Annotated in this window: 16 protein-coding genes; 9 read left to right on the top strand and 7 right to left on the bottom strand. The window is 72.6% G+C overall.

Translation table 11 applies throughout. From position 1 onward, the window contains the following. Nucleotides 1-3 precede the first annotated feature (3 nt). Entirely contained in the window at nt 4-1,845 is a 1,842-nt protein-coding gene (locus HII36_RS33425; protein WP_217370281.1) for an alpha-L-fucosidase, read from the bottom strand. A gap of 136 nt (nt 1,846-1,981) precedes the next feature. Between HII36_RS33425 and HII36_RS33420 the strand changes: the two genes are divergently transcribed. From HII36_RS33420 to HII36_RS33410, 3 genes are all read left to right on the top strand, one after another. Continuing rightward, a complete protein-coding gene (locus tag HII36_RS33420; RefSeq protein ID WP_173527296.1) occupies nt 1,982-2,449 on the top strand; it encodes an iron chaperone in 468 nt (155 codons plus the stop codon). 112 nt (nt 2,450-2,561) lie between these two features. Beyond that, entirely contained in the window at nt 2,562-3,077 is a 516-nt protein-coding gene (locus HII36_RS33415) for an LURP-one-related/scramblase family protein (protein WP_173527295.1), read from the top strand. 4 nt (nt 3,078-3,081) lie between these two features. Next, the gene (locus HII36_RS33410; protein WP_173527294.1) at nt 3,082-3,450 is read left to right on the top strand and encodes a phage holin family protein; all 369 of its coding nucleotides are present in this window, start codon (nt 3,082-3,084) and stop codon (nt 3,448-3,450) included. On the opposite strand, the gene HII36_RS33405 is transcribed toward HII36_RS33410, so the two are convergent. Further along, nucleotides 3,416-4,645 (bottom strand): DUF2254 family protein, encoded by a 1,230-nt coding sequence (locus HII36_RS33405; RefSeq protein WP_173527293.1) that lies wholly within the window; start codon nt 4,643-4,645, stop codon nt 3,416-3,418. The two genes, HII36_RS33410 and HII36_RS33405, sit on opposite strands and share 35 nt — an antisense overlap. A 258-nt stretch (nt 4,646-4,903) precedes the next feature. Between HII36_RS33405 and HII36_RS33400 the strand changes: the two genes are divergently transcribed. Genes HII36_RS33400 through HII36_RS33380 form a run of 5 tightly spaced genes read left to right on the top strand, consistent with a single transcriptional unit; the run spans nt 4,904 to nt 9,718 of the window. After that, nucleotides 4,904-5,770 (top strand): ABC transporter substrate-binding protein, encoded by an 867-nt coding sequence (locus tag HII36_RS33400; protein ID WP_173527292.1) that lies wholly within the window; start codon nt 4,904-4,906, stop codon nt 5,768-5,770. Then, complete coding sequence (locus HII36_RS33395; protein ID WP_173527291.1) at nt 5,767-6,597, top strand: amino acid ABC transporter permease; 831 nt, start codon at nt 5,767-5,769, stop codon at nt 6,595-6,597. Before HII36_RS33400 ends, HII36_RS33395 begins: the two co-directional genes overlap by 4 nt. Nucleotide 6,598: 1 nt before the next feature. Beyond that, nucleotides 6,599-7,351: an amino acid ABC transporter ATP-binding protein gene (locus tag HII36_RS33390; RefSeq protein ID WP_173527308.1), complete on the top strand. Its 753-nt coding sequence runs from the start codon at nt 6,599-6,601 to the stop codon at nt 7,349-7,351. A 31-nt stretch (nt 7,352-7,382) separates the two neighbouring features. Continuing rightward, nucleotides 7,383-8,969 (top strand): N-acyl-D-amino-acid deacylase family protein, encoded by a 1,587-nt coding sequence (locus tag HII36_RS33385; RefSeq protein WP_173527290.1) that lies wholly within the window; start codon nt 7,383-7,385, stop codon nt 8,967-8,969. Next, complete coding sequence (locus HII36_RS33380) at nt 8,966-9,718, top strand: serine hydrolase (protein ID WP_173527289.1); 753 nt, start codon at nt 8,966-8,968, stop codon at nt 9,716-9,718. Before HII36_RS33385 ends, HII36_RS33380 begins: the two co-directional genes overlap by 4 nt. Here the strand turns inward: HII36_RS33380 and HII36_RS33375 are convergent. The 5 genes from HII36_RS33375 to HII36_RS33355 form a co-directional block, all read right to left on the bottom strand. Continuing rightward, nucleotides 9,687-10,610 carry a LysR family transcriptional regulator gene (locus HII36_RS33375; protein ID WP_173527288.1) on the bottom strand — a complete coding sequence of 308 codons (924 nt, stop codon included), beginning with the start codon at nt 10,608-10,610 and terminating at the stop codon, nt 9,687-9,689. The two genes, HII36_RS33380 and HII36_RS33375, sit on opposite strands and share 32 nt — an antisense overlap. A 46-nt stretch (nt 10,611-10,656) precedes the next feature. Beyond that, a complete protein-coding gene (locus HII36_RS33370; RefSeq protein WP_173527287.1) occupies nt 10,657-11,673 on the bottom strand; it encodes a M56 family metallopeptidase in 1,017 nt (338 codons plus the stop codon). After that, on the bottom strand, nt 11,670-12,068 hold the full coding sequence (locus tag HII36_RS33365) for a BlaI/MecI/CopY family transcriptional regulator (protein WP_173527286.1): 399 nt from the start codon (nt 12,066-12,068) through the stop codon (nt 11,670-11,672). The genes HII36_RS33370 and HII36_RS33365 overlap by 4 nt, the downstream gene beginning before the upstream one ends. Next, nucleotides 12,065-13,213, bottom strand: a complete 1,149-nt coding sequence (locus HII36_RS33360) for an MFS transporter (protein ID WP_173527285.1) — start codon at nt 13,211-13,213, stop codon at nt 12,065-12,067. The genes HII36_RS33365 and HII36_RS33360 overlap by 4 nt, the downstream gene beginning before the upstream one ends. A gap of 113 nt (nt 13,214-13,326) precedes the next feature. Further along, nucleotides 13,327-13,650 carry an ArsR/SmtB family transcription factor gene (locus HII36_RS33355; protein WP_217370280.1) on the bottom strand — a complete coding sequence of 108 codons (324 nt, stop codon included), beginning with the start codon at nt 13,648-13,650 and terminating at the stop codon, nt 13,327-13,329. A gap of 183 nt (nt 13,651-13,833) precedes the next feature. Here HII36_RS33355 and HII36_RS33350 point away from each other — a divergent pair. Beyond that, nucleotides 13,834-14,836: cation diffusion facilitator family transporter (locus tag HII36_RS33350; RefSeq protein WP_328808001.1), on the top strand; the 1,003-nt coding region annotated here is incomplete at its 3' end.

Raw genomic sequence — 14,836 nt, 5'->3', positions numbered from 1 at the left:
TCATCACCGGAACAGGCGGAACTCCGCGAGGTGGAAGGGCGCGCGTGACTCCAGCACGCGCACCCGGAACCGGCGGGACTCGACCGGCGCGGGCAGCGTGATCACGCGCTTGGCGCCGACCGTGCCGCAGGCGGCGATCCGCCGCCACCCGTCCGGCTCCTCCGCCTCGACCAGCAGCGATTCGATGAGCTGGCCGTGGCGCAGGTCCTCGGCCAGCACGATCCGCTCGACGCGGGCGAGGTCGCCCAGGTCGAGCGTCACGCCGTCGCCGCCGGTCGTGCGGATGGCGCCGTCGGCCAGGTCGACGGCGAAGTCCCGGTCGATCCTGGCCGACCATTCGCGCAGCACCGCGACGTCCGCGTCGGCCAGCCGGCCCCGGCGGTCCGGCGGGACGTTCAGCAGCAGCACCGCGCCCCGGCCGACCGACTCGTGGTAGATCGTCATCAGCTCGTCGGCCGACTTGGGCTCCTGCTCGGCGTGGTGGAACCAGCCGGGGCGGATGCTCACGTCCACCTCCGCCGGCCACCACTGCAGGAAGTCGCCGTCCGCCGTGCTCAGGAAGTCGCGGCCGCCCAGGTCGGGGGCGTCGTAGCGGGTCACGTCCACGCGCTCGCGGGCCACGGTGACCGGCACCACGTTCCACTCGTTCTCGCGGGCCAGGCCGCTCTCGTTGCCGACCCAGCGCACGTCGGGGCCGCAGTTAGCGATCGCCGCGTCTGGGGCGAGGTGCCTGATGAGGGCGTACCAGCTGTCGAAGTCGTACTCCTCGACCTGGCCGGCCGGGATGCGTCCCTGCGAGCCGTCGAACCAGACCTCGTCGATCGGGCCGTAGCCGGTCAGCACCTCGTGGAGCTGGCCCAGCATGTAGGCGCCGTAGTCGGTGGCCGGCAGCGTCAGCCCGCCGACCCGCCTGGGGGTGCGGGGGCTGCCGTTGGCGTACGTGGGCTCGTGCTCGTCGGCCGGCGAGACGTAGACGCCCACCTTCAGCCCGTGCGCCCGCATGGAGTCGGCGAACTCGCGCAGCACGTCGCCCGCGCCGCCGCGCCATGAAGAGGACGCCACGCTGTGCCTGGTCAGGGCCGACGGGTAGAGCACGAACCCGTCGTGGTGCTTGACGGTGAGGATGGCCAGCGTGAACCCGGCCGCCTTCAGCTCGCGCGCCCACTGGTCGGTGTCGAGGTCCTCGGGCTGGAAGAGGTCGGGGTCCTCGTCGCCGTAACCCCATTCGAGCCCGGTGAAGGTGTTCACGCCGAAGTGCAGGAACGCGGTTCGCTCCAGCGCCTGCCAGGCCAGTTGCCGCTCGGTCGGCCTGACCAGCGCGGCCCTGGCCACCACGTCGTCGCCGCCGCCGATCGGCACCCGCCAGCCGGGTTCCGCCGGACCGCCGGTGGCGGCGCGCCTGGCGGCCGCCGGGCGGTGCCCGCCGTTCAGCGTCGCCGGGCCGTGCCCGCCGTTCAGCACCGCCGGGTCGAACGCGCCCTCGAAGACGACCACGCGGAGGCGCGAGAGCACCCCGGACAGCCCGCGCACCACGACGTCACCCGCGCTGATCGCCAGCCCGTCCGGCGCGGGCGCCTGATCCTGGCCCGTGACCAGCAGCAGGACCCGCTCGGCCGTCTCACCGGCCGGGATCAGCCGCGCCTCCACCGCCAGCCCGCCCCCGGCGGAGCCGGCGGCCACCGCGACCCCCTGGCCGGGGCCGTCGAGCACCAGCCCGTGCCCCGGCCTGATCACCTCGTCACCGCTCAGCCTGCGTACCGCGCCGACCTCGCCGGTCGCGGGCGTGTACCCGGTCTCCGACGTGAACGTCCCGGCGAAGCGCACGTCCACCAGCACCGTCGTCATCTGTCCCGCCTCTCCTCGGCCGGTCCGGCCCGATGATCACATGGTGTCATCGAGCCCGCATTGCGAGCGCATAGCGGATGTATCGACTCGGCCCGTCATTGTGGTCTCACCGGCGAGAACGAACGAGGAGAAACCGATGAGCACCACCACGACGACCACCAACACGACGAGCACCGCGTACGAGGGCTTCACCGCCGAGGAGCGGGCCGCGATGAAGGACCACGCCCAGGAGCTGAAGAGGGCGGCCAGGCGCAGCCCGGCCGACAAGGCGGCGCAGGCCGAGCGCGACGTGCTCGCGAAGATCGCCGAGATGGGTGACGAGGACCGCGTCCTGGCCGAGCGCGTGCACGCCGTCGTCACCGCCGCCGCCCCGGCCCTGGCGCCCAAGCTCTGGTACGGCATGCCCGCCTACACCCTGGACGGCACGCTGGTGTGCCACTTCCAGAGCGCGGCCAAGTTCAAGACCCGCTACGCCACCCTCGGCTTCAGCGACAGGGCCACGCTGGACGACGGCACGATGTGGCCGGTCGCGTTCGCGCTGACCGAGGTGACGCCCGAGGTGGAGGCCCGCATCAGCGCGCTGGTGAAGCAGGCGGTGAGCTGACGCCGCGCACCGCCCCCGACGGGGCGAAGAGATTTGTCGCTTGCCGCCCCTGGCTTTGCCCGCTGCAGGGCACGAGGTCATGGACCGGCGGCTTCCGGCGACAGGAGACTGCATGATCTTCAACCGGCACGAGGCTCCGCCGCCCGCCACCACGCTCTACCAGCTCCAGCAGCGCGTGGTGGCCATCGGCGGCGACTACTGGATCGACAACGGCATCGGCCAGCACGCCTACCGCGTCGACGGCAAGGCGCTGCGCCTGCGGCAGACCTTCCTGCTCAAGGACCCGTCCGGCGCCGAGCTGCTGCGGCTGCGGCGCAAGCTGATGCGCCTGCGCGAGACCATGCTGGTGGACCGTGACGGCGAGACGGTGGCCACCGTGCACAAGCACCTGGTCGGCCTGCGCGACCGGTTCACCGTCGACCTGGCCGGCGGCGGCGAGCTGCACACCAAGGGCGACTTCCTCGCCCACGAATACACGGTGACCAGGGACGGCGCGGTCGTCGCCGACATCTCCAAGCGCTGGCTGCGCGTCCGCGACACCTACGGGATCTCGATCGTCGAAGGCGAGGACGTCCCGCTGCTGCTGGCCGTCGCCGTGTGCGTCGACGTCCTGTGCCACGGGGGGTGACGGCATGCGGGCGCTGCTGAAGATCGTGGTCGTGGGGGTCGCGCTCTGGCTGACCTCGCTGATCGTGGACGGCGTCGACTTCGGCGGGGGTTCGGTCGCCGAGCGGGTCCTGACGATCGCCGTCGTCGCGTTGCTCTTCGGCGTGGTCAACGTCGTGCTCAAGCCGATCATCCACGTCCTGGGCTGCGCGTTCTACGTGCTCACGCTGGGACTGTTCGCGCTGGTCGTCAACGGCGGCCTGCTGCTGCTGACGAGCTGGCTGGCCGGGCTGCTCGGACTGCCGTTCCACGTGAGCGGCTTCTGGCCGGCCGTGTGGGGCGCGCTCATCATCGGCGTCGTCAGCTGGCTGCTCGGCCTGTTCCTGCGGGTGTGACACCGGTGCGCAGGGCGGCCTCGACGCGGGCCAGCCGGCCGGCGATCGAGCCCACGCGCTGCCGGGGCGCCTGGCCGCGCAGGTCGCGCAGCAGGTCGCGCAGGCGTACCAGGGCCATCGGGCTGTGCGCGGCGGCCACGATCACCTCGTCGAGCGCGAGCCGCAGGTAGTCCTCCCAGCCGGGCAGCGGGATCACCAGGCGGACCCGGCCGTCCGCGCCGGTCAGCGTGCCCACGTCGAGGTCCTTGTCCACCAGGCGGCGCAGCAGGTCGTGCACGTGGTCCAGGGTCTGGACGGTCGTCGCCGGGTCGTTGACCGACGCCGACAGCGACCTGAGCGCGATGTCGGCCAGCAGGCGGAACCCGAACGCGGCGTCCTGCGAGAAGGAGCGCTCGGCCCCGGTGAGCACCTGCCGGCGCAGCAGCGGCTCGGGGACGGCGTTCCCGTGCACGTCCGCGATCAGGTCGCCGTCGAAGAGCTGCGCCCCGAGCGAGACGCGCAGCACGATGACGGCGTCCCGCTCGGCGGCGGCGGCGACCAGCGCGGGCACGTTGATCTCCTGCAGCCTGGCCGGGCCGCCCCGCCACACGATCGTCGACACCCTGGCGGGCAGGTCCGGCGGCGCGGGCCCGGACTCGCGGTAGGGCAGGCGGTAGACGGTGTCGAGCACCCGGCGGGTGCGCCGGTTGATCACGTTCAGGCAGGGCGCGAGCTGGATGGAGACGAAGGCGCGGATCTGCACGGTACGCATGAGCAGCGCGGCGACCAGCGCCAGCAGCACGGTCAGCACGGGCACGGTGAGCGAGACGTCGCCGCGATGGGCGATCACCAGCGCGGCCGTGATCGTGTAGATGAACAGGCCGACGGCGAACGCGAACGTGCGCCAGACGGTCGGGTCGTCCCTGAACAGGGTGAGCCGCAGGCTGAAGGTGCCCGCGGCGAACTGCATGACCAGGAACAACAGCGAGAAGATGACGCTGGCCAGGCCGAGCACGCCGAACCCGATGGTGAACAGCGCGGCCGTGACGTCCTTGGTGGGCAGCGGGGTGGCCGGCGGCAGCCCGGGCAGGATCAGACCGGCGGCGAGCCCGGCCGCGGCGCAGACGACCTGCACCAGGCCCGCCCGCAGCCGCCGGCGCGGCCGCCGGAAGAGCGTCGGAGTGACGCTCTTCTCCGCGGGGGCGGCTCTCTCCATCCAGCGGGCCTTCTCCTCGTGGGGTGCTCGCCCGTCGCCGGGGCCTCGCCTGCGACATGCCCGCGCCGCCGTGGAGGCAATGTCAGAGACGGGCCAACAGTTGATGATGACTTCACGCCCGGCGGTGGCCGTGCGTTGGGCGCGAGCGTAGGCAATCGCGACGCCTCGACCCGTCGAGCATCGACGGATTCGTGGCTGAGGGTCGCATGCCGTCATGAGTCTTGGTGCCGCCCGGCCGCCTGGCCACCATGAGGTGCCATGCGAAAACACCTGGTCATCGCCCTGGCGGCGGTCTGCGCACTGAGCGCGGGATGCGGGAGGTCCACCTCTGAGACGCCGGCCGCCAAGCCGCCGTCCTCGACCGGCGAGAGCGCCAAGGACCTGCTGCCCGAATCCATGCGGAAGTCGGGCGAGCTGCGCATGGCGACCTCGGAGGGCTACCCGCCGATGGAGATGTACAAGCCGGGCACTCAGGAGATGACCGGCGTCGACGCCGACCTGGCCGTGGCCATCGGGGCGCGGCTCGGGCTGAAGACCCGCATCATCAACGCCTCCTTCGACGGTCTCATCCCCGGCCTGCAGGGCGGCAGGTGGGACATCGCCATGGCCGCGCTCAGCGACCTGGAACAGCGCCGCAAGGCCGTCGACTTCGTCGACTACTTCAACGCCGGCGGCTCGATCATGGTCAAGAAGGGCAACCCGGAAGGCATCAAGACGCTCGACGACCTGTGCGGCAAGAAGGTCGTCCTGGCCAAGGGCAGCTCCAACCTGGAGATCGGCAAGCGCCAGAACGACAAGTGCGGCCAGAAGATGGAGATCATGCAGAGCGAGGACGCGCCGACCGGCCTGCTCTCCATCGACTCCGGGCGCACGGTCGCCACGATCGTCGACTCGCCCGTGGCCGCCATGTACGCCAAGGAGACCGGCAAGTACGACGTCCTGCCCGAGCAGTACGACGCCGGCCCGTGGGGCATCGCGATCGACAAGAAGCAGACCGGCCTGCGCGACGCCGTCGCCAAGGCGCTGCAGGAACTGATCGACAACGGCGAGTACGGCAAGATCCTGGAGAAGTACGGCACGACGGCGAACGCCGTGCCCAAGGTCACGATCAACACCGGCGCATGAAGGAACTGACGATCGAGGCGGTGAAGCCGCCCAGACCCGGGCGGCTCATCGCGGCGGCACTCGCGGCGCTGGCGATGGTGTGGCTGATCTACACCGTCATCGTCAACCCCAACCTGCACTGGGACGTGATCGCCGCGTTCCTGCTGGACGGCCGGATCCTCGGCGGCCTGTGGATCACGATCGCGCTCACCGCGCTGTCCATGGTCATCGGCGTCGGCCTGGGCGTGGTCGCCGCCGTCATGCAGTTGTCGGACAGCCCGGTGCTGCGCGGCGCGTCCGGGCTCTACACCTGGTTCTTCCGCGGCACGCCGCTGCTGGTGCAGCTCATCTTCTGGTTCAACATCGGCCTGGTCTTCCCGGAGATCGGCATCGGCATCCCGTTCGGCGGGCCGATGTTCCTGCAGTGGCCGGCCAACGAGCTGATCACGCCGTTCACCGCGGCGCTGCTCGGGCTGACCATCAACGAGGGCGCGTACATGGCGGAGATCGTCCGGGCGGGCATCAGGTCCGTCGATCCCGGCCAGCGGGAGGCGGCCGAGTCGCTGGGCATGACGCACCGGCGGATCCTGCGCAGGGTCGTGCTGCCCCAGGCGATGCGGGTGATCATCCCGCCGACCGGCAACCAGTTCATCTCGATGCTGAAGACCACCTCGATGGTCTCGGTCATCTCCGGAGCCGAACTGCTGACCGTCTCCCAGCGCATCTACTTGGACAACTTCGAGGTGATCGCGCTGCTGGTGGTCGCCTCCACCTGGTATCTGCTGCTCACCACCGTGGCCACCGTCGGCCAGCGCTTCCTGGAACGGAGGTTCAGCCGTGGCCACTAGCATGGTGAAGATCGAATCGGTCAGGAAGCGGTTCGGCCCGCTCGAGGTGCTCAAGGGGGTCAGCCTCGACGTGCCGGCCGGCTCGGTGGTCTGCGTCGTGGGCCCGTCCGGCTCGGGCAAGTCGACGCTGCTGCGCTGCGTCAACAGGCTGGAGACGATCGACGCGGGCCGGGTGTGGGTCGACGGCGAGCTCATGGGCTTCACCGAGAAGGACGGAAAGCTGCACCTGCTGCGGCCCGACGAGCTGTGCCGCCAGCGCCAGGAGATCGGCATGGTCTTCCAGCGCTTCCACCTGTTCCCGCACATGACCGCGCTGGAGAACGTCATGGAGGGGCCGTGCACGGTCAAGCGCGTCCCCAAGGCGCAGGCCGCGACGCAGGCGATGGCGCTGCTGGAACGGGTGGGGCTGGCCGACCGGGCCGGGCACTACCCCAGGCAGCTGTCCGGCGGCCAGCAGCAGCGGGTCGCGATCGCGCGCAGCCTGGCCATGAACCCCAAGCTCATGCTGTTCGACGAGCCGACCAGCGCGCTCGACCCCGAGCTGGTGCAGGAGGTGCTGCAGGTCATGCGCGACCTGGCGGCCAGCGGGATGACGATGATCGTCGTCACCCACGAGATGGGCTTCGCCAGGGAGGCCGGTGACCACCTGGTGTTCATCGACGACGGCGTGATCGTGGAGGAGGGGCCGCCGCGCGAGGTGCTGGCCCGGCCTCGGCACGAGCGCACCCGCGCCTTTCTCGGGCAGGTCCTGTGAACGGCTCGTCTCTCGTGAAGGGTGCGGCCACGTGAGCCTCGACCTGCTGATCACCGGCGGTCTCGTCGCCGACGGGACGGGCGCGCCGCTGCGCCCGGCCGACGTCGGCGTCAGCGGTGACCGCCTCGTCCTGCTGCCCCCGGGCGGCGGTCCGGCGGACGGCGGGGGAGCGCGGGTGATCGACGCCACCGGGCTGGTGGTCGCACCCGGCTTCATCGACGTCCACACCCACTCCGACGCGGTCACCCTGCTCGGCGCGGCGGGCAGGGAACTGGCCGCGGCCCCGGTACGCATGGGCGTGACCGTGGAGATCTGCGGCAACTGCGGATCGAGCCTGTTCCCCGCGCTGCCCGAGCGGGTGCCGGCGCTGCGCCGGTCGAGCCGGGCCGGTTTCGGCGGCGACATCCCGATTTTTACGGACTACGCGGGGTTCGTCCGGGCGCACGAGGAGGCGCCGCGCTCGAACCACCTGACCTCGCTCGTCGGCCACGGCACGCTCAGGGCGGGCGTGCTCGGCTACGAGGACCGCCCGGCCACCCCCGCCGAGCTCGCCACCATGTGCGCGCTGCTGGACGACGCGCTGGCCGCCGGCGCGGCCGGGCTGTCCACCGGCCTCATCTACACCCCCGGCACGTACGGCGACACCGCCGAGGTGGTCGCGCTGGCCCGCGTCGCGGCCGGGCACGGCAAGCCGTACGTCACCCATCTGCGTGACGAGATGTCCCGCGTGGAGGAGGCGCTGGAGGAGGCCGTCGAGATCGCCCGAAGGAGCGGGGCCGCGCTGCACGTCAGCCACCACAAGACGGCGGGCAGGCACGCCTGGGGCAAGACCACGCGCACCCTCCCGCGCATCGCCGAGCTGCGCGCCCAGGGCCTGGACGTCACCTGCGACGTCTACCCCTACACCGAGGGCAGCACGTCGCTGTCGGCGATGCTCCCTCCGTGGGCCAACGACGGCGGCACCGAGGCGCTGCTCGACCGGCTGCGCGACCCCGGCCAGCGCGACCGGATGCGCCGGGCGATCGAGGAGGGCGTGCCCGGCTGGGAGAACACGGTCGGCAATGGCGGATGGGACCGCATCTCGGTCGCCTGCGCCGCCCGCCACCCCGAGGCCGAGGGCCGCACGATCGCCGAGCTGGGCGGCGACCCGGTCGACACCGCCGCGGAACTGCTCCTCGCCGAGGACGGCGAGGTGACGATCATCAGCCACTCCATGCGCGAGGACGACGTCCAGCGGGTCCTGGCCGGCGAGTTCACCATGATCGGCTCGGACGGCGTGCCCAAACCGGGGCATCCCCACCCGCGCCTGGCCGGCACCTTCCCCAGGGTGCTCGGCCGCTACTCTCGCGAGCAGGGCCTGTTCCCGCTGGAGGTGGCCGTGCACAAGATGACCGGCCTGGCGGCCGACAGGTTCGGGCTGGCGGACCGGGGCGTCGTGCGCGACGGCGCGCACGCCGACCTGGTGCTGTTCGACCCCGAGACGGTGTCCGACGGCGCCACCTACGCCGAGCCGCTGCTGCCGCCCACCGGCATCACGGCCGTCGTCGTGGCCGGACGGCTCGCCGTGGACGAAGGCCGGCTCACCGAGGACAGACCAGGAAGGATCATCGGGCGGTGAACGACATCACGCTCGCCGTCGCCACGCGGGATCTGGTGACGGGCGAGTTCCACGGCGTCCACGAGGACACCGAGCTGCCGCTGGCCAGCGTGGGCAAGCTGCTCCTGCTGGCCGAGGTGGCGATGAGCGTCGAAGGCGGCATCCTGCACCCCGACACGCCCGTCACGCTGCACGAGGACGACTACGTCGGCGGCTCCGGCCTGCTGCTGTCGTTGTCCCAGCGCGACTGGACGATCGGCGACCTCGCCGTGCTGACCGCCGCCGTCAGCGACAACACCGCCACCAACGCGCTGCTGCGCAGGGTCGGCGTGGACCGGGTCAACGCGGCGGCCGCGGCGCTCGGGCTGTCCAGGACCAGGCTGCTCGACCGCATCAGGGAGCCGCGCGGCCCCGAGCACCCGCCGACGTTCGCGATCGGCACCGCGGCCGAGCTGTGCGGCCTGGCCGCGCTCGTCGCCGGTCCCGGCGGCTGGCAGGTGCTCATGCGCGGCTGGATGCAGCGCAACACCGATCACACGCTCGTCCCCGCCCTGGTCAGGCACGATCCCGAAGGCGCCTGGCTGGCCAACAAGACCGGCACGGACGAGGGCATCAGGTCCGACGTCGGCATCATGGGCGGGCGCATCGCCTACGCCGTGCTCGCCCACGGCCCGGCGGGCAGCGAGGACGACCTGGCCGACGCCGTCCGTCGGGCGGGGCTCGAGATCGCCGCCAGGCTCAGCGCAGCGACGGCTCCAGCGAGTTTCTGAGCTGCGCCGACGCCGTGCGCAGGTAGGCCAGGAAGGACCGGGCGGCCGGGTTGGGATTGGTCGGCCGCCTGGCCACGCCGATCCTGCGGAACAGGTTCGGCGTGGCCAGCCGGCAGGTGTGCACGCCCGTCGCGCCCTGCAGGCCGAGGCTCGGCACCAGCGCGACGCCGAGCCCGGCACGTACCAGGCCGATCGTCACCTCGTAATGGTCGCTGCGGCAGCGGATCCGCGGCGAGAAGCCTTCCAGCGCGCTGGCCCGCTCCAGGATCGACACCGGGTGCTCGGCGCCGAACGTGGTGATCCACGGCTCGCCGGCCAGGTCGGCCAGCCGCACCCGGGGCCGCTGGGCGGCCGCGTGCCCGGTCGGCAGTACCAGCAGCTGCGGCTCGTCGAACAGTTGGACGATCTCCACGCCCTCCGGGCACTGCCACGGGTCGAGCGCGTGCTCGAAGACCACCAGCACGTCGAGCGCGCCGCGCTCCAGATCGGGCAGCAGCTCGTACGGCTGGCCCTCCACCAGGTCGAGCGCCACCTTGGGGTACCTGGAGGCGAACCGCGACAGCGCCAGCGGCAGCAGCCGGTACCCGGCCGAGGCGAAGAATCCGATGCGCAGCTCGCCGGCGTCCACCCGGGCCTGGGCGAGCAGGTCCTTCTCGGCCGCCTCGATGATGTCGACGACCTCCTGCGCCCTGATGGCCAGCCGGCGTCCGGCCTCGGTCAGCCGCAGGCTCTGCGCGTTCCGCTCGACCAGGCCGACCCCGGCCTCCCGCTCCAGGCGGGAGAGCTGGTGCGACACGGCGGACGGCGACAGCTTCAGCACCCTGGCCGCGCCGGCGATGCTGCCCGTCCTGAACACCTCGAGCAGGACACGCAGCCGGTTACTACTCAACACGTGACCAAGCGTATGAGGCCGGTCACCGAGCCTGAGCCGCGTGCCTTCAGAGGGGGAGCAGGAACAGGCTGAGCGGGGTGCTCACCACGGTCATCGCGGTCACCACGGCGAGTGCGGTGAGCACGGCCGGCGCGGGCGACGGCAGCACGCGGGCGGCCGCGGGGGCAGCGGCCGTGCCGGTCACCCGGTGGCGGGTCGTGATGGGCTCCTGGTCTTCGGTGAGCTGGTCTTCGGTGAGCCGGTCTTCGGTCAGCCGGTCGATGCGGAGTCGCAGGTGCGGGCCGCCGCCGCCGAGCGCGCCCGGCGGCGCGACCACCGGCCGGTCGCAGGCGTGGAATCTGCGCAGCGCCGAAGCCAGCGTCGCGCGCGGGTGCTCACGCGCCGCCCGGTCGTCGGCACGCATCTCGACCAGCAGCGCCACCGCGTCCAGCATGGCGCGCGTGAGGCGTCCGGCGGGCAGGGCGCGGTGCAGCACGCTGAACGGCAGGATCATCAGGTCGTGCCGCTCGCGGGCGTGGGCGCGCTCGTGCGCGAGCACGGCGTCCATCTCCCGCTCGCTGAGCAGGCCGACGCTGCCGGTGCTGACCACGATCGCGGGCCTGCGCCCCGGCAGGCAGTAGGCCGCGACCACCGGATGATCCACCACCAGCGCCCCGGCCAGCGACGGATGCGGGACGGCGATCAGCCCGAGCAGCGACCGCTGCCTGCGCCGCAACGCCGCCACCGAGACGACGGTCCGGACCAGGGCGGCCAGCAGCCACCCGGCCACGGCCAGTCCGCCGCCGACGAGCGCGAGGTGCCCGGCCGTGATCGCGGCCGGCGGGCCGCCGCGCGCCAGGTCGGCGCACAGCCGGGCGAGCGCGGGCAGCACACCGAGCCGGTACGGCGCGAGCCCGGCCGCCAGCAGCACGCCCACCAGCGAGGACACCAGCGTGAGCGCGATGGCCTGCCAGATCAGCAACGACGTGCGCGGCGCCCGCCAGGCCCGCGGCGAACGCAGCATGACCCGCGCACCCAGCAGCGCCGCCAGCAACGTGAGCACGTGGTGCACCGCATAGGTCACGACGCGGCTCCACCGTCGTGTGCCTGCCCGTTCGGCCGGGCTCCGCCTTCCGGGAGCGCCTGGCGCAAGGCCTCGGCCTCCTCCGCGTTGACGGAGCGGGCGAAGTGGCCGAGCGCGGCGAGCCGGTCCCCGGTCTCGCTCAGCGCCGACAACATCAGCTCGGCCACGTACGCCTCACGCCCGGCGGCGGGACGGTAACGCCAGGTCCGGCCGTCGTCGTCGCGTTCGCGGCGGATGAAGCCCTTGCGGACGAGCCGGTTCATCACGGTCATCACCGTCGTGTACGCGAGCTTGCGATCGCTGAGCCGGTTGACCACCTCGCGCACGGTCAGCCAGCCATCGGTGCTCCAGAGCACTTCCATGATCGAGCGCTCCAGCTCGCCGAGACTGTTCACACCGCCTCCTCACGTCCGGTCGGCTCCAGCTCGGGCACGGCGAGCACCGTGACGGCCGCCAGCGCCGCCGACACCGCTCCGACCAGGTACGGCACGGCCGCCCCGACGTCGAACAGTAGCCCAGCCGCGGCCGGGCCGACGATCCGGGCGGCGGCGCCCGCCGACTGCCCCGTGCCCAGCCGCGCGCCCCGCCGTCCGGCCGGCCCGGCGGCGGCCAGCAGGCTGGAGACGGTCGGGGTGAGCAGGCCGTGCCCGGCCGACAGCAGGCAGACCGCCGCCAGGCACTGCCACCAGGTCTCCGACAGCGCGACGCCCACCAGGCACACCGCCATCAGCGCCGCGCCCGCCGCCGCGACCCGGCCGTCGCCGTACCGCTTGGCCAGCAGGAACACCGGTCCGGCCTGCACCACCACCATCGCCAGCCCGCAGGCGGCCAGGGCCAGGCCGATCGTGGTGGCGTCCCAGCCGAAGCGGTCGCGGGCCAGGAAGGCCAGCGTGGTCTCCACCCCGACGTAGGCGGCCATGGCCAGGAACCCGGTCCCGGCCAGCAGCGCCACCGGGATCCGCCGATCGGTGCCCGGCTCGGCGGGTTCGGCGTGGCGTCCGGGCTCGGGCAGCCAGAGCACGGCGGCCAGCAGGTTCACCGCCGCCAGCGCCGCGGCCGCGTACGCGCAGGCCGCGAAGCCGAACGGGGCCAGCACGCCGCCGAGCGCCGGGCCCAGCACGAAGGCCAGCCCGATGGCCGCGCCCATCTGCGCCATCGCGCCCGTGCGCCGCTCGGCGGGCACGGCATCGGCCAGGTACGCCTGGGCCACCGAGATGCTGCCGCCGCACGCCCCGGCCAGCAGCCGGGTGACCAGCAGCAGGACCAGCGAGTCCGCCAGGCCGGTCAGCGCCAGCGACACCGCCGACCCGGCCAGGGTCAGCAGCACCAGCGGACGGCGGCCGTACCGGTCGGACAGCCTGCCCAGCACCGGCGCGGCCAGGAGCTGCGCCACGGAATAGGCGCTCATCAGCGCGCCGAACCAGGCCCCCGTGGCGCCGAGACCGGCGGCGTAGAACGGCAGGGTGGGCAGGATCAGGGTGAAGCCCAGCAGGTCCACGAAGACCACGCCCGAGATGACCAGGGTCGCCGATCGCCGCATCTCGCCTCTTCTCCTCGGGCGGGGCCTCGACCGGCCACCGCTACTACAGCGCGTAATGCTACAACGTGTAGTAGACGGGTCCCCGAGCGGGTGAAGCGCGCACGGGACGGCGATCAGGTGTCGTGGCGCGGGATGCCGGAGACCTCGTGGTCGGCGTGGAACAGCGCCTCGGCGATGAGCCCGCGCACATGGCTGTCCCGCGCCCGGTACAGCGCGCGCCTGCCCTCCCTGCGCACCTGCACCAGCCCGGCGAGGCGCAGCTTGGCCAGGTGCTGCGAGACCGAGGGACGGGCCACGCCGAGCGACTCGGCCAGGGAGTTCACGTCGTATTCGCGCTGGGCGAGCAGCCACATCAGGCGCAGCCGGGTGGCGTCGCTGAGCATGCGGAACGCCTCCACCGCCGTCTCCACCTGAGCGGCAGTGGGTTGCTCCTGCATGTGGTTGGCACCTGATTCGTTGTCGCGTGCGTACATGACTACATATACTCCGCAACCGAGGCGTCGTGTGCAAGGAGGCAAGGCATGTCCGACCACGAGGATCTCCAGCACGGGCATGGGCATGGCCACGGTCACGGTCACGGTCACGGTCACGATCATGGGCATGGGCAGGGGGGTCGGCCGGTGGGGGTCGTCGGGTGGTTGCGCGGGCTGGCCGGGCGGGTCGGGCACGCCTTCATGCCGCACAGCCACGACAGCGCCGCCAAGACCGGCGCGGCGCTCGAATCCAGCAGCCGCGGCCTGCGCGTCCTGGCGATCTCCTTCGTCGTGCTGACCGCGACCGCGCTCGCCCAGGCGGTGGTGGTGGCGTTCTCCGGCTCGGTCGCCCTGCTCGGCGACACGCTGCACAACCTCGCCGACGCGCTGACCGCGGTGCCGCTGGCCATCGCGTTCTGGCTGGGCAGACGGGCCGCGACCCGCCGCTTCACCTACGGCTACGGCCGCGCCGAGGACCTGGCCGGCATCGTGATCGTGCTCCTCATCGCCGCCTCGGCCGCGTTCGCCGGTTACGAGGCGGTCATGCGGCTGGTCGATCCGCGGGACGTCCGGGCGCTCGGCTGGGTCGCGGCGGCCGGCGTGATCGGGTTCATCGGCAACGAGTGGGTGGCCCGCTACCGCATCAAGGTCGGGCGCGAGATCGGCTCGGCCGCGCTGGTGGCCGACGGCCTGCACGCCCGCGCCGACGGCTTCACCTCCCTGGCCGTGCTGCTCGGCGCCGGCGGCGCATGGCTGGGGTTCCCGATCGCCGACCCGGTGGTGGGCCTGCTCATCACGCTGGCCATCTGTTACGTCCTGCGCGACGCGGCCCGCGAGATCTACCACCGGCTGATGGACGCCGTCGACCCGGCCCTCGTCGACCGGGCCGAACAGATCCTCACTGGCACCCCCGGCGTCGAGCGGGTGGGCGCGGTCCGGCTGCGCTGGATCGGGCACGCGCTGCGGGCCGAGGTCGACATCGTGGTCAGCCACGAGCAGACCCTCGTCGGCGCGCACGCGGTGGCCGTCGAGGCCGAGCACCGGCTGATCCACGAGCTGCCCGGGCTGCGCGCGGCGACCGTGCACGCCGACCCCGACGGGCCGCACGACGTCGACCACCACGCCGCCCTGTCCGGCCACCGCCCCACCC

The organism is Nonomuraea antri (genome assembly GCF_013283785.1).
GTDB classification, from domain to species: Bacteria; Actinomycetota; Actinomycetes; order Streptosporangiales; family Streptosporangiaceae; genus Nonomuraea; species Nonomuraea antri.
This window is presented reverse-complemented; position numbering and strand designations above follow the sequence as displayed.